Below are 14,398 nucleotides of genomic sequence, written 5' to 3' on the forward strand. Positions count from 1 at the left end.
TACGCTCTTTCAGGTTTAGCGCCTATAGGGTCGCTTTCCATAATGGCGTAGCTGCAATTTGGTCGGTAAAGCTCCGTCCCGGTCTCGTCAGGATCCAAGCGGATTGTAATATTCTCTTCCAATTCTATGTTGATTGATTTTTTTTATCAACTCCTGCAGGTCAATTTTTTTGTCCACTATATCAATTTCATTCGTATTGACAACCAGAAGAGGTGTTTCGGTGTAATAAAAGAAAAAATTATTGAAGGCCCGATTGACCTCCTCAAGATAGGAATATTCAATAAGAGCTTCGTATTCCCGGCCCCGCTTCTGGATACGTTCATACAGAATAGGAGTATCTGCCTGCAGATAAACTACCAGATCTGGCTGGGGAATTTTAATTTTTATCAGATTGTAGATCTGTTCATAGAGATGGAGTTCGTTTCCATCGAGGTTTATCCCTGCAAATATCCGGTCACGCTGAAACAGGTAGTCCGTGATGATCACCTGGCTGAATAAATCGCGCTGTTCCAATGCACGGTACTGGTTGTACCGGCTCATTAAAAAAAAAATCTGGGTCTGGAAGGCGTTAGACAACCGGTCTTCGTAAAATTTTGAAATAAACGGGTTTTCTTCATCAACTTCTAGTACAAGGCGTGCACTGAATTCCTGGGCCAGCAGGTTTGATAAGGTGGTTTTGCCTGCACCAATAGGGCCTTCAATAGCGATGAGTTTGGGTTCGAGTTCCATGTGAGAAAAAAATGAAAGGGTGGGAGACCGAATTGGTTAAAAGCCCAGAACCTCCCGGATCATGAGTTTTAATTCCCGGAGGTCTGCTGATTTTACAACATAAGCGTCAGATGACCAGACCCTGAAATCCTGTTTGTGACTGCCGTAAGCTGAACAGAGGATCACGGGTAAGTCCTCGTATTTTTCTTTCAATTGATTTAAAAATTGAATGCCATCCAATCCGGGCATTTTGATATCCAGTGTGACCAGGTCGGGAGATTCATTTTCAATAATTTTTCGTGCTTCCTCTGCCTCCTGGGCCAAAAGGACTTCATAACCTTCGTCTTCCAGCTCTTCCTTATAAAGAAGCCGAATGTTGGTTTCGTCATCGACCACAAGGACTTTCTTTTTAATCACTTCGGATGTCATAATGCCTCAATTTCCCGAATTTTTTAAAATATTTCTGGCAGAACCCCGAAAAAATCTCCTTTCGGGGGAATTAAATATCAACCAGATATGTTTATTACTGCCAAAATTGAACTTCTATGTTTTATTCGAAAGCCCGTCGTTTTGCAACGGTAAAACCAATTGAACGGTAACTCCCTGATTGACATTGTTTTTTATCAGGATTTGGCCACCATGGTTTTCCATGATCCTGCGGGAAATAGAGAGCCCAAGTCCGGATCCGGTTTCCTTGGTAGTAAAAAAAGGATTGAAAATATTCTGAAAAGTTTCCTGGGCAATTCCGCCCCCGGTGTCTTTAATTACGATTTCTGCCATAGATAACCCAGGCTCAGGTTCCACTTGTTCGACTTTGATATCGAGTGTTCCACCTTGAGACATGGACTCAATTGCATTAAAAACTACATTGATCAAGACCTGCTTTATTTGTTCCTCATCAAATGCCAATGGGCCGGGATCGTTTTTAAAGTCCAGTTGAACATCAATGGATGCTTCTCTCAGTTCCATTTCAAAACAATCTAAAACCTGCCTGACAATGGGGCTTAGATGGCCTAACTTTAAATATGGTTTGTTCCCTTTTGGAAAGATCAAAATGTTTTTTAAAAGGTCTTCCAGACGTTCCACCTCTGAGACAATAATATCCGCATATTCACCTAAAGTTTCGAGATTTGGTGAAGGGGCTTCAATAGATTTTCCGGAAAGTTTGCTTTGCAGTCTTCGGGCAAAACCCCCTATTGAAACCAGGGGATTTTTTATTTCATGTGCTACCTCTGCGGACAATTCACCCAGAGCGGCCAGTTTTTCATTCTGGATTAATCGTTCTTTAGTGCTCAGTAATTCCCGGTTGGATTGAATGAGTTTGGTGAACAGGCGAAAGTTTTCGATTGCCCAGCTGATCTGGGTTGCCAGGCGAATGAACTGTTGCAGGTTGGTGCTTTTGATGGCTGTGTCTGTAAAAAGGTTGTCAATCAGAATGACCCCGAACGGAATGTCGTGGGCTATCAATGGAACGATGGCGAACTCGTTTGCCTCAAGTGAATGAGCCAACTTCTCTGTGTCAGGGGAATTGATTTCTTTGGTAGCCACGATTTTAGGAGAGTCCAGAAACAAAGCTTCAGCCAGGATATTGTTTTCTTTCAGATAGGGAAACTCAAGGCTCTGGATATTTTGATGAAATTTTGTTTTTCTCAGAAAATCAAAACAGTTTTTTTCCAAAGGATAGGATTGTTTTCCTTTTATTCCAGGTGTCAGCCAGTCTCTGCATAATTTTTCCGCCTCCTTTTCGGTGTCAGGGCCTACACCCATGGTTCCCTTGAGTCGAGTCTGTTGTTCGTCCAGCAGAAACAGGCCGGCTCGATGGCATCCGTTACCCTCGCCAAGGACAATTCCAATGAGAAGAAGCCAAAGCCTGTTTTCAAGTGAGGGCTCCGCCTGAACCGCCTGGCTGATTTCATACAAAAGTGTCTGTTGTCTCAACATCAGCTGGCTTTTTTCATATTCCATGGCATTGCGGATACACCCGACAATCTGCTCGCTGATGGTTTTTAAAAGGGTTACCTCCACTGGCTTAAAAAACCGGTTTTCGATGGAGTGAACGTTGATGACCCCAATACAATCATTTTTAAAGTTCATAGGGACAGAGAGCATGGACTGGTACCGTTCTTCCTCGATCTCTGCAAAGTAAATGAAACGGGGGTCTTGCATGGCTTCGCTGAGAGCCAGAGGTTGGCCGTGCTCTGCTACCCAACCGGTGACTCCCTTGCCCCAGGGGAGGTATATTTTGCTTGTGCGGTTTACTGGAAGACCGCTTGAAGCCTTCAGTTTTAAGTGCAGGTTCTGATGATTCCCTTCTGTCAGATAAAGGGCGCAGGCATCGATCTGAAGTTTGTTTTTGATGATGTTAATGGTGTGACTCAGGATCGTGTCAACTTCCATTGTTGAGTTGGAAATATGGCCAACTTCGCTCAGAATCTCTAGCCCAATATTTGTCGGAATATCCATTTAATGAGGCTCAGGTATTATCTGGTTAATGCAATCCTGTACACACGCTCGTACTCGCTTGCTGAGCGGTCCCATCCGAAATCTGCTTTCAGGCAGTTCTGGACCACCTGTTGCCAATGTTTTTTGTCGCGAAAAATGCCGAGGGCTTCCAACACACTCTGATGAAAAAATTCTAAGCCATAAGGGGAAAATTTGAAACCCAGGCCTTCACCGGTTTTGATATCGTATTGCTGGACTGTGTCCTTCAGCCCGCCTACGGAACTGGTGATGGGGACCGTGCCATATTTCATAGCCTGCATCTGGGTGAGTCCGCAAGGCTCGTAAATAGATGGCATCAGGACAAAATCGGATCCTGCTAAAATCCGATGTGCGAGGGGCTCATCAAATCCTATGTAAACTCCAAGCTGACTGCCCTTGTGTGTGCGTAAATATTCTTCGTATCTGGAGTCTCCTGATCCAATGAGTACAAACAGAAAATCCTTGAGGAGAGAATGTTCAAAAGCTTCGATAACAAGGTCAATTCCTTTTTGAGGTGTCAGGCGAGTCACCATGCACACTATGGGTCGCGAATTGTCTGCTTTTAACTTGTAATGCTCCAGCAAGGCGTTCTTGCAAGCCAATTTTCCGCCAGGATTGGTGGGAGAAAAATGCTTCGCGATCCAGGGATCTTTTTCAGGACCCCATTCAGAATAATCGATACCGTTGGTGATACCAAACAATTCGTTTTTTCTTGAATTGAGTATTCCTTCCATTCGAAAGGAATGTTCAGGTGTCAGGATTTCCTGGCTGTAGGTTTTACTTACCGTGGTTAGTAAATCTGAATAAACCAGAGCGCTTTTTAGAAAATTAAAATCTCCAAAAGATTCGACTTCTGCCGGATTGAATAAGGAGAAAGGCAGGTTGGCAACAGGCAGGTTATTTCGGTCGAATTCTCCCTGGTAACCCAGGTTATGGATAGAGAAAATTGTTCGTGTTTTTCTGAAAAAAGAATCGTAGTTGTAGAGTATTTTTAAATAAACGGGAACAAGACCTGTTTGCCAGTCGTTGCAGTGAATTATATCGGGTTTAAATTTTATAGCCTTGCAGGTTTCTATCAGGGCTCGACTGAAAAATATGAAACGTTCCGCGTTGTCACTGTAAGCTTTGCCAGGTGGCCCATACAGGTGCTCACGATCAAAATATTCTTTTCTACCGACAAAGATTACAGAAACCCCTGGTGCCAGCTCACCTTCAAACAAGACCGCTTCTTTCTTGTGTGGGCCTACTGGAACGGAGACAGTTTCCGAATTTTGTTTGAGATTGTATTGGGACAGGTTTACGCAGCCATATAAAGGCAAAATAACCTTCACATTATGGCCAAGTCGTTTCAGGGCTTTTGGGAGCGCCCCGCATACATCAGCGAGCCCACCTGTTTTAGCAAATGGATGGACTTCGGAGGCAGCGATTAATATATTGAGCGGTGACCCCATATCAGGGTTGTATCCGGACCGATCTTAAAATTTCCGCAGCCGTTTCCGGAGGTGTGGGGTTGATGTAAAATCCGGTACCCTGTTCGAAGCCAGCCATCTTGGTAAGCTTTGGCATCACTTCAATGTGCCAGTGGTAAATTGCGTCGTGATCCCCGTTAATGGGAGAAGTATGAAATACCAGATTGTAGGGCGGAACTTTTAAAGCTGCGCGAATTCTAAGCAGGACTTCTTTCAGCAAAGTTGCCGCTTGGGCATAGTGGTCCGGGGTGTCGTTCTCGAACCGGGCCAAATGGTATTTTGGCAGAATCCAGGTTTCGAAAGGAAATCGGGGAGCATACGGGCACAGGGCAATAAAATCCTGATTCTCTATGACCACACGCGATCCGTTTCCTCTTTCCTGGGCAATCATATCGCAAAAAATACAGCGCTCTTTATATTCCCAATGCCTCCTTGCCCCCTGAATTTCTTCAAGCACCATTTCTGGAATGATTGGCAGGGCAATGAGTTGACTGTGTGTGTGTTCAATCGTTGCCCCTGCCGATTCACCATGATTTTTAAAAATCAGGATATAGCGGAACCGCGAATCCTTTTTTAGATCAAGAAAACGTTGTTGAAAAGCCCATAGAGTATCCGCAAGAATGCCTTCGGACCCTTCTTCCAGTGAGAGCTTATGATCGGGGTGCTCAATGACTATTTCGTGAGCACCAAAACCACCCATCTTGTCGAACATGCCCTCTCCAATTCGGGTGACATCCCCTTCAATTTTAAGGGCTGGAAACTTGTTCGGGATTACCCTGAGCGTCCATCCCTTATTATTTGGCCCAACACTTTCAGGCAGGGCCAGAATGCCTTTAGGGGTTTTTGACTCGTTTCCGGGGCAGAAAGGGCAAAAGTCGACTTGCTGTTTCTGGGAAGGACTTGGAAAGTCTCCGGGTCGGTGCGCTCTTTCTTCAGAAATGATGACCCAACGGTCAACTATCGGGTCTTTGCGGAGTTCAGGCATATTAATGGAGTAAACCTCTGATTTATAGTGATTGCAGAAGGTTCCCTTTTTATAATGTGGATGAAAGAAGCGGAGCCATACTAATGAATGCCGGGAGTAAAGTCAATTTGACTGGCCGTTTGTAAGGTCGAAAAACTCACATGTGTAATGTATAATCTTTTCAATCAATTAACTTAACGACCCGACCAAAATGCCAAGAGAAAGCTTTCTTTCAGGTAAACGAATTGCACTCGGTGTCTCAGGTGGTATTGCTGCCTATAAGTCAGCCGAACTTCTGAGATTACTGCAAAAATCCGGAGCAGAAGTTTCTGTTCTCATGACTCCTGGCGCAAAACAGTTTATCACTCCCTTAACTTTTGAAGCTTTGTCGGGACAGTTGGTTTATCACGAAATATTTGAAGAAGGTGCAGGGCGGATGGAACATATCGTTTCTGCTGGAAGTACCGATTTGTTGCTGGTTGCCCCATTGACTGCGAATACTCTTGCCAAGATGGCCCGGGGATTGGCTGACGATCCAGTGTCGATTACCTATTCTGCCTTTAAAGGTCCAGTTGTGGTCGCACCAGCAATGAATGACCAAATGTGGGCTCACGCGGCGGTTCAGGACAATATCAGGATACTCAAGGCAAGAGGGGTTACCGTAGTCGAACCGGAGGCAGGAGAACTTGCCTGTGGTGCCATTGGTCCTGGGAGGTTGGCGGAACTGGAGGTGATTCTGAAGGCGGTTGCAACGCGACTGGAACAGGCGATTGATTTTAAAGGTAAGCATGTTTTAGTCACTGCCGGGCCGACTTGTGAACCGATAGACCCTGTTCGTTTTATCACTAATCGCTCATCTGGAAAAATGGGCTATGCCATTGCTGACAAGGCTCGATTGCGGGGGGCTGATGTAACACTCATCTCAGGTCCTACAGCTCTCACACCGCCCTGTGGTGTAAGGTTTTTATCCTGTGAGCGGGTTTCTGAAATGCGTGATCTGGTTATGGAACACATTCCGGGATGTGATGTTCTTGTGATGACAGCGGCGGTGGGTGATTTTGCCCCACGTGAGATCAACAAAGAAAAAATCAAGAAAAAGGGGGATGCCTCAATCACGCTGGAAATGATCCCCACACCGGATATTCTGAAAGAAGTCAGTGCCCTCAGTACCAGGCCCTTCGTGGTCGGGTTTGCGGCAGAATCGGAAAATGTTCTGGAAAATGCTCTGGATAAAATGGATCGTAAAAAACTCGATATGATTGTGGCCAACGATATCAGTGCACCGGGAATTGGATTTCAATCCGAAGAAAACCAGGTGACTGTGATCAGTGGACCCGGGGATCAGGAAAACCTGCCTAGAATGTTGAAGGTGGAAATCGCGGATCGTTTACTGAACCGGATTCTGTCGCGTCTTTAAAAATAAGTTGGATTTTTTATATAGATATGGAATGAGCTTGAACCATTGCAGATACCCGGCAGAAAACAACAATATCCAAAAAATAATCAATCTTGGGTAATAAGCCGGTATGGTTAAAAACTCAAATGTTATTGAGAATTTATCCTCAAGAGTCTCAAGCGAGATACCAATAATTGCCAGCAGGACATAGTTCACCGGGAATCCTAAATAAATCATACTCCAGGCAAAAAAATCATGCATAAAATCTGATTCAATATTGATCAGACTGATGACGAAAACTGTGATATTTGCAAATATCCAGAGGGGGAGAGTTATGGTTTTGAGCCAGTTCCTTTTCATCCCCGAACCCGAATTAAATCAAGAATGAAATATTGAGGCGAAGTGATGTCCGGCACAGTTTTATCTGCTAATCTTCCGGTACGGGTCGGTCTCCAATATCTTTTACGCATCGGAAACCTATCGAATTACTCCTGTTTTTTGGTGTGGTGGCATTGCGGTAGGTCAGTCGAATATCAGCCCCGTTGTTGCGCCAGTTGCCTCCACGGATGACTTTGTACTGTCCCTTGTCCGGGCCCCTCGGGTTTTTCTTGGGAGAAAACAGATAGTACTCAGGAAAATGCCAGTCCTGCACCCACTCGGCAACGTTGCCGGATAAATCATATACCCCGTAAGCTGACTTGCCTGATTCAAACGAGCCAACTATTGTGGTTTTTCCATGTTCTTCATTGAAATTGGTACGTGTGCCATCTGGCGGTTCATTCCCCCAGGGAAAATGGACGGGAGCTTGTCCGCGGCCGGCCTTTTCCCATTCGGCTTCTGTGGGAAGACGTTTTCCTGCCCAAAGACAATAGCTCTGTGCTTCTTTAAAATTAACTCCCACAACCGGCTGGTCCGGGTGATTGAATTTGTCGTCTTTAAAAAAGCGGGGAGCACGGGCTCCGGTCGACTCAATATATTTCCTGTATTGGGCGTTAGTGGTTTCGTTCTTATCGATAAAAAAGGCAGCGGTGAATACTTCATGGGCGGGATCTTCCGGACCCAGCATATGCCGGTCAGCCTGGAATAATGCCGTAGGATTCAGTTCCCGGAGGGATCGTCTGCTTCCCATTTCATAGAAACCTTCAGGAATTAACACCATACCCTCAGGGGGTTCAGGAGTTTTTGCATTCTTTGGAGAATCCGCAAATGAGGGATTCGAAATTAGCAACAGTAATAGAAAAAAATGAAAAACCTTTACCATGAAATCACCTTAAAAAAATTGATTCGAACAGATGCCGAGTAGTTAATTTCTGACCTGTATTTGGCCAAAACTATTGGATTGGCCCATTATAAAACAATGTTTCCTGCATGTCAGAGTCAATTCCAGACCACCTCATTGACACCCTTTAAGGATCGGGCTAGAATTTAAAGGTCCATCGGGAAAAATTGTGGGTTGTGCCTTGCTGCAACCAAAAATAACGTTGTTAGCTTGAGTTTTGGGTTCTCCTTGCCCAATCAGTTTAATTTAAGCATACAACAAATTGGGCAATTGGTGTTTGGTTCAAATTTTCGATTTCACTCGAGCGCTTACGGTTAAGATGGATAAACCAAAAAAAGAACCCATCATTCTCAACCCTGAGAACCAGCAGCACAGATTATGCCTGAACTGCGGGTTTCCCAATCGCCAGTCTGATACCATCTGCATGTATTGTCAGACCAGCCTTGCAGAGGAAACCGGCCTGATTCCCTGGATTCGCCAGACCTACTACATCTTCCGCTGGCGGTGGCAGCTCAAACAGAAACGCCAGAATTTACAGAATGAAAAGCCTGAAAAGGGTTGGTTACGAAATCTGGCTTTTTTTGTGTTGGGTGTTTTATTGAGCTCAGTCGGACTTTATTTTTTCTCCCATTCCCTGACCCAAAGCTCCTTTTCGAATGCCCTGATCGCTGTTTTGTTCCTGCTTTATGGATTTATGACGATCAAGAACCTTTTCAACAAAAAGTGACTACCCAATAGTTTCTTTTGGGGCCTCTTCCCTGAATCGGTTTTATCCTTTTCTCCCTCTTTAATTTCCTCTTTCAACCCGACCTTTACCAGTAGGACCTGATTTTCGATATAATATTCATAGTTCTCTGGTTTTTTTTAACTTATTAGAATTTTTTGGATATTTGTCATGCCGACGTCACCAACAACCGAAATTCAGTCGCTCTCCTTTGGGATAGGGGGGATGACCTGTGCCGGTTGTGCTTCCAGAATCGAGAAAGTTGTTGGGAGCCTTGAGGGGGTGGAAAAAACGTCTGTAAACTTTGGCGCAGAGCAGGCCACGGTTGATTTTGACTCGTCTAGTATCAATCCACAAGCAATTATCGACAAGATTGAACTTATTGGTTTTGAGGTCAGAAAATCCTCTGGAACCTTTGGTGTGGTCGGAATGTCCTGTGCGTCCTGCGTATCGCGGCTTGAGTCCAAACTTGCAAGCCTGCCCGGTGTATTGGAAGCGAGAGCCAGCCTGGCGACAGAAGAGGTTGCTCTGGAGTATTTGGAAAACAAAGTTGGCCCGGCGGATTTTAAAAAGGCGTTGGAAGAGATAGGTTACGAAATAAAACTACCTGAACAATCTGAACTTCAGACAGGTGAAGAGGATGATCCTCATCAAAAGGAATACCATTCTCTAAAAAACAGGTTTCTGTTCAGTCTGGTCACCAGCGCTATCGTTATGTTGATCAGTATGCAGGATCTTCTTTTTGGCGGCGGGATACCCGCACAAATGGCTCGTTGGATAATGCTGGGGTTGAGCACTCCTGTGTTGTTTTATGGAGGCAGTCTGTTCTTTGTTCGAGCGTGGAAAGGATTGACCCACGGTTACTCGGACATGAATACACTCATTGCGCTCGGAACCTTCACTGCTTACAGTTACAGCACGGCGATTACCATTTTTCCCGAGGTCTTTAAAGGGGCCGGTGATGCTGTGTTCTATGATACTGCCGTCATGATAACCACGTTTATTTTGATGGGACGCCTGCTGGAAGCACGTGCCAAAGGCAAGGCCTCAAATGCCATAAAAAAATTGATGGATCTAAGGCCTGTTACCGCTCGGGTCCTTAAAGATGGAGAGGAAATCGAAATTGCTGTTGAACGAGTGCAATCAGAGGATGTAATTCTGGTTCGTCCCGGAGAAAAAATTCCAGTGGATGGTGAAATTTTGGAAGGCGCCACAACTATTGATGAATCCATGCTGACTGGAGAAAGCCTGCCAGTTGAAAAAACCACCGGGCACGATGTTGTAGGAGCGAGCGTAAATCTCACGGGATTCATCAAAGTCAAAGCAACACGGCTTGGTGCGGATACCGTATTGTCCCATATTATTCAGATGGTGGAGCAGGCTCAAGGCTCAAAAGCCCCGATTCAACGTCTTGCAGATAAAGTAGCAGGTATTTTTGTTCCGGTTGTGATCGCCGTTGCAACGGTAAGTTTTATTTTCTGGTGGCAGTTCGGGGATTCGATTGCAAAGATTCCCATGTCCTCCGGATTGTTCGGGATGGTTATCTTTGTTTCCATCCTCATTGTTGCGTGTCCGTGTGCCCTGGGACTTGCGACCCCGACAGCTATCATGGTCGGAACAGGCAAGGGGGCGGAAATGGGTGTGCTCATCAAAGGAGGGGAGAGTCTCGAGCGCATACATCAACTCGACACGATTGTGTTTGATAAAACGGGAACATTGACCGAGGGTCGACCACGCCTTCTCCAGGTGCATTGTGTAAATAGTGAAAATACAGAAGAGCGGGTTCTGGGGATCGCCGCTTCACTCGAACAAGGATCCGAGCACCCACTTGCCCGGGCAGTGTTGAATGCGGCTCAGGAAAAGGGACTCTCATTGCAACCTGTTGATCTGTTTAAAGCCCTGCCTGGGTTTGGAGTCAGCGGGTCTGTCGCTGGGCAGTCGGTGGTGCTGGGGAATAAATCATTAATGCAGGACCGGGAGATCCCACTGGAATCAATGGAGCCCATTTTGGAGGATGTGACCAATCAGGGGCAGACTCCGATGATTATGGCAATCGATTCCCAGGTGGTAGCGGTTCTTGGAGTTGCAGATACAGTCAAAGAAGATGCAGCCGCTGCGATCAAGCGTCTGAAAGGGTTGGGACTGGATGTGGTGATGATGACAGGCGACCATCCTGTAACAGCCAGGGCAGTCGCAGATCAACTGGGAATATCCAATGTGATGGCGGAAGTTTTACCGGGTGACAAGGCTGATCAGGTGAAGCGTCTCATGGACAAAGGCAAAAAGGTCGCCATGGTGGGTGATGGCATCAATGACGCTCCGGCATTGGCTCAGGCTGATATAGGAATCGCTATGGGTTCCGGAACCGACGTTGCTATGGAAACCGCAGATATTGCCTTGATGGGTTCCCGCCTGATGGCTGTGGCGGATGCGTTCGAGCTCAGTCGGTTGACGTTTTCAAAAATTCGACAGAACCTGTTTTGGGCTTTTTTCTATAATACCCTGGGGGTTCCGGTTGCGGCAGGAGTTTTGTTTCCAGCATTTGGTATTTTGCTTAACCCTATGGTGGCCGCACTTGCTATGTCGTTGAGTTCAGTCAGTGTGGTGAGTAATTCTCTCTTGATCAAACGATTTAATCCTGCCGCAACATAATCTTTTCTAGTCTTCCACTTTGTGCATGAGGATTTCGCGATTGTACATGGCCAGTACATCCTGCCTGCTAACGAGGCCAATTACTTTTTTGGGATCGCCCACTTTGACCACGGGTAACTGGTCCAAATCGAGTTGATTGAACGTTTCCATGGCTTCATTCAGGTTATGATTGGGCCTCAGGCTTTCTACATTTTTGGTAGCGATGTCACTGGCAACAACAAGATGCTCCAGGTCGCCTTCAAAAGCCGCTTCCCGAATATCAGAAAAGGAAAGGATACCAATCATATCGCCTTGCTGATCCACTACGGGATAATAGAAATTTTTTGAGTAGGAAACCGTGTTGAGAATGCTGCGGAACGGCATTTCTTCGGGAATGGTGACTACATCCTTGTTCATGACATCGCGAACATGCATGGAACTCAGAATGGATACTACCCGACCATGCCTCAGGTTGATTCCCTTGTTGAGCAGGTACTGAATGTAAATTGAATTTTTATTGAAGCTCCTGAAGGTGTAGGTCGCAGCAATACAGGCGATCATGATTGGCAGAATGATCGTGTAATCGTTGGTCATCTCGAACAACATTAGGATGTTGGTCAAGGGGGCCTGCATCACGGCTCCGGCTACCGCTCCCATTCCGACGACTGCATAGGTTTCTGCTGATGCGGTCATTTCCGGAAACAGCGTGTGCACCCCGTGACCGAAAGCCGCTCCCACCATGGCGCCTACAAACAATGAAGGAGCGAACACTCCTCCCAGGCCACCAGAACCAATTGTGATGCCTGTCGCGATTATTTTGAGGAAGATCAGACCAAACGCCATTCCCCAGAACAGGTTGCCATTGAGCGCGTCCTCCATGGCTTCATAGCCATTTCCCAGGATTTGTGGAAAAAGGATTGAGATGAGCCCGACCACTAAACCACCGATAGCAGGCTTGCTCCATTGCGGTGCCTTGACATGATTTTCAAAAAAACGGGAACTGAAAAAATAAAAGAGAGTAAAAACCCACGCCATCAAGCCACATAATATTCCCATAACGAGATAAAAAACGATTTCTCCAGAATGGACCAGCTCGTGGATTGGGATTTGGAAGGTGACTTCATTACCTTCAAGAGCTCTTCCGGTGACCGTGCCTATGACGGAGGCGACCACGATAGGACTGAAGGTGTGGACTGTGAATTCCCCAAGGATGATTTCCATGGCAAATAGAACACCCGCCAGCGGCGCGTTAAATGAGGCGGCGATACCAGCCGAAGCGCCACAACCGACCAGCACTTGCACACGCTCTGTGGACAAGTGGAACATTTGAGCCAGGGCAGAGCCAATGGCGGCACCGATCTGGACAGTAGGGCCTTCACGTCCGGCTGATCCGCCAGAGCCAATGGTGAGAGACGAGGTGAACGCAGTGTGCCAGAGAGTGCGTTTCCGAATTTTTCCGTTATTGATAGCAACCGCCTGGATAACTTTATGGACCCCATTTTCCTTGACGGCATCGGGAAAGAAGTGGACATAGATACCAATCATCAAACCACCCAGCATGGGCATCATCCAGAGCAGATAGCCATGGCCGGACGAGGGGATACCGAGAAGACCCAGTCCTTGTTCGGAAAGCCCCCAGTCAAACAACTGAATCATCCAGCGAAACAGAGTGGCAGCCGCTCCTGCAAGGAATCCGATAACCCCCGCAAGAAACAGGAGGTTGTGATCCTGGCCCAGGAATTTTTTGGCTTCCTTAAAAAATGAACTATGGGGGGTATCCATGGATGACCAGGAAAGGGTGAAATGTTAAAGAGACCCATTATAGTAAACCATTGAATCTTTTAGCAATACTCGGAATGAATAAATTCGGAAAAGTGGATGTTCCAAACCGTTGCTCGATGGCGGGTGTTGTGCTATTCTCTTTCCGGTTTTTCGGAAACCCGTTTTCTGAAAACTTCCTACCAAACTCTTTCCTCCGGTTTTCCAATGGTAAAAATTGCCCCCTCAATACTTTCTGCAGACTTCAGTCGACTTGGTGATGAGATCAAAGCGGTTGAGGATGCCGGTGCCGACTGGATTCATATCGACGTTATGGATGGACAGTTTGTACCCAACATTACGGTGGGTCCTCTTGTCGTAGAAGCGGTCCGTAAAGTGACCAAACTGCCGCTGGATGTCCATTTGATGATCAAAGACGCCGATAATTACATCAAAGACTTTGCCCAGGCGGGCGCAGATATATTATCTGTCCAGGTCGAAGCCTGCACTCATTTACATCGGACGGTGCAACTCATCCGAAGCCAGGGAGTGAGTCCGTCGGTTGTGCTCAATCCAGCCACCACGGTATTCACGCTGGATGAAATTATCGAACATGTGGACATGGTGTTACTGATGTCGGTTAACCCGGGTTTTGGTGGACAGGAATTCATCCGGCAGGTGCTTTCAAAAATCGACTTGGTCCGGCAGACGCTCGATCAATCTGGAATTGAGATGGAAGTGCAGGTTGACGGTGGAGTGAAACCTGAAAACGCCGGTGATGTGAAAGCGGCAGGTGCCAGTGTATTAGTCGCGGGCTCTGCAATTTTTGGCAGCGACGATTATGCCACAGCAATTAAGGCACTGCGCGAAGCTTAGGTTTTCTACGGAAAATGACCAGGTGATATTTAGTCTCATGTTTGTTTGATATAATTTCCTGTTTCCAGTTTTTTTTGTTTTTCTCTCCATTTGGCTCTAACGACAGACATAA

General features: G+C 46.3%; 11 protein-coding genes. 4 read left to right on the forward strand and 7 right to left on the reverse strand.

The features are described 5' to 3' along the window. Positions 1–87 precede the first annotated feature (87 nt). From G3M70_13340 to galT, 5 genes are all read right to left on the reverse strand, one after another. A complete protein-coding gene (locus G3M70_13340; protein QPJ62808.1) occupies positions 88–729 on the reverse strand; it encodes a deoxynucleoside kinase in 642 nt (213 codons plus the stop codon). A 36-nt stretch (positions 730–765) separates the two neighbouring features. Next, positions 766–1,125, reverse strand: a complete 360-nt coding sequence (locus tag G3M70_13345; GenBank protein QPJ63813.1) for a response regulator — start codon at positions 1,123–1,125, stop codon at positions 766–768. Between the two features lie 126 nt (positions 1,126–1,251). Next, positions 1,252–3,171, reverse strand: a complete 1,920-nt coding sequence (locus G3M70_13350; GenBank protein ID QPJ62809.1) for a GAF domain-containing protein — start codon at positions 3,169–3,171, stop codon at positions 1,252–1,254. A 17-nt stretch (positions 3,172–3,188) separates the two neighbouring features. Beyond that, positions 3,189–4,640 carry a glycogen synthase gene (locus G3M70_13355; GenBank protein ID QPJ62810.1) on the reverse strand — a complete coding sequence of 484 codons (1,452 nt, stop codon included), beginning with the start codon at positions 4,638–4,640 and terminating at the stop codon, positions 3,189–3,191. Between the two features lies 1 nt (position 4,641). Then, positions 4,642–5,643: a galactose-1-phosphate uridylyltransferase gene (gene galT / locus G3M70_13360; protein QPJ62811.1), complete on the reverse strand. Its 1,002-nt coding sequence runs from the start codon at positions 5,641–5,643 to the stop codon at positions 4,642–4,644. 190 nt (positions 5,644–5,833) lie between these two features. Between galT and coaBC the strand changes: the two genes are divergently transcribed. Beyond that, positions 5,834–7,039, forward strand: coding sequence for a bifunctional phosphopantothenoylcysteine decarboxylase/phosphopantothenate--cysteine ligase CoaBC (coaBC, locus tag G3M70_13365; GenBank protein ID QPJ62812.1), 1,206 nt, complete (start codon positions 5,834–5,836; stop codon positions 7,037–7,039). Positions 7,040–7,445: 406 nt separating this feature from the next. On the opposite strand, the gene G3M70_13370 is transcribed toward coaBC, so the two are convergent. Further along, on the reverse strand, positions 7,446–8,177 hold the full coding sequence (locus G3M70_13370; protein QPJ63814.1) for a formylglycine-generating enzyme family protein: 732 nt from the start codon (positions 8,175–8,177) through the stop codon (positions 7,446–7,448). 439 nt (positions 8,178–8,616) lie between these two features. Between G3M70_13370 and G3M70_13375 the strand changes: the two genes are divergently transcribed. Together G3M70_13375 and G3M70_13380 are read left to right on the forward strand one after the other, a co-directional pair. Next, complete coding sequence (locus G3M70_13375; protein ID QPJ62813.1) at positions 8,617–9,024, forward strand: hypothetical protein; 408 nt, start codon at positions 8,617–8,619, stop codon at positions 9,022–9,024. A gap of 168 nt (positions 9,025–9,192) precedes the next feature. After that, positions 9,193–11,673 carry a copper-translocating P-type ATPase gene (locus tag G3M70_13380; protein ID QPJ62814.1) on the forward strand — a complete coding sequence of 827 codons (2,481 nt, stop codon included), beginning with the start codon at positions 9,193–9,195 and terminating at the stop codon, positions 11,671–11,673. 6 nt (positions 11,674–11,679) lie between these two features. On the opposite strand, the gene G3M70_13385 is transcribed toward G3M70_13380, so the two are convergent. Beyond that, positions 11,680–13,434, reverse strand: a complete 1,755-nt coding sequence (locus G3M70_13385; GenBank protein ID QPJ62815.1) for a chloride channel protein — start codon at positions 13,432–13,434, stop codon at positions 11,680–11,682. Between the two features lie 204 nt (positions 13,435–13,638). Between G3M70_13385 and G3M70_13390 the strand changes: the two genes are divergently transcribed. Further along, a complete protein-coding gene (locus G3M70_13390) occupies positions 13,639–14,286 on the forward strand; it encodes a ribulose-phosphate 3-epimerase (GenBank protein ID QPJ63815.1) in 648 nt (215 codons plus the stop codon). The last annotated feature ends 112 nt before the right edge of the window (positions 14,287–14,398 follow it).

Source organism: Candidatus Nitronauta litoralis, assembly GCA_015698285.1.
Classification (GTDB): domain Bacteria; phylum Nitrospinota; class Nitrospinia; order Nitrospinales; family Nitrospinaceae; genus Nitronauta; species Nitronauta litoralis.

Bases quoted from the DNA above. Each gene is read 5' to 3' on its own strand.
- G3M70_13340 (QPJ62808.1), bottom strand. From the start codon at position 729: ATGGAACTCGAACCCAAACTCATCGCTATTGAAGGCCCTATTGGTGCA.
- G3M70_13350 (QPJ62809.1), bottom strand. From the start codon at position 3,171: ATGGATATTCCGACAAATATTGGGCTAGAGATTCTGAGCGAAGTTGGC.
- G3M70_13355 (QPJ62810.1), bottom strand. From the start codon at position 4,640: ATGGGGTCACCGCTCAATATATTAATCGCTGCCTCCGAAGTCCATCCA.
- galT (QPJ62811.1), bottom strand. From the start codon at position 5,643: ATGCCTGAACTCCGCAAAGACCCGATAGTTGACCGTTGGGTCATCATT.
- coaBC (QPJ62812.1), top strand. From the start codon at position 5,834: ATGCCAAGAGAAAGCTTTCTTTCAGGTAAACGAATTGCACTCGGTGTC.
- G3M70_13370 (QPJ63814.1), bottom strand. From the start codon at position 8,177: ATGGTGTTAATTCCTGAAGGTTTCTATGAAATGGGAAGCAGACGATCC.
- G3M70_13375 (QPJ62813.1), top strand. From the start codon at position 8,617: ATGGATAAACCAAAAAAAGAACCCATCATTCTCAACCCTGAGAACCAG.
- G3M70_13380 (QPJ62814.1), top strand. From the start codon at position 9,193: ATGCCGACGTCACCAACAACCGAAATTCAGTCGCTCTCCTTTGGGATA.
- G3M70_13385 (QPJ62815.1), bottom strand. From the start codon at position 13,434: ATGGATACCCCCCATAGTTCATTTTTTAAGGAAGCCAAAAAATTCCTG.
- G3M70_13390 (QPJ63815.1), top strand. From the start codon at position 13,639: ATGGTAAAAATTGCCCCCTCAATACTTTCTGCAGACTTCAGTCGACTT.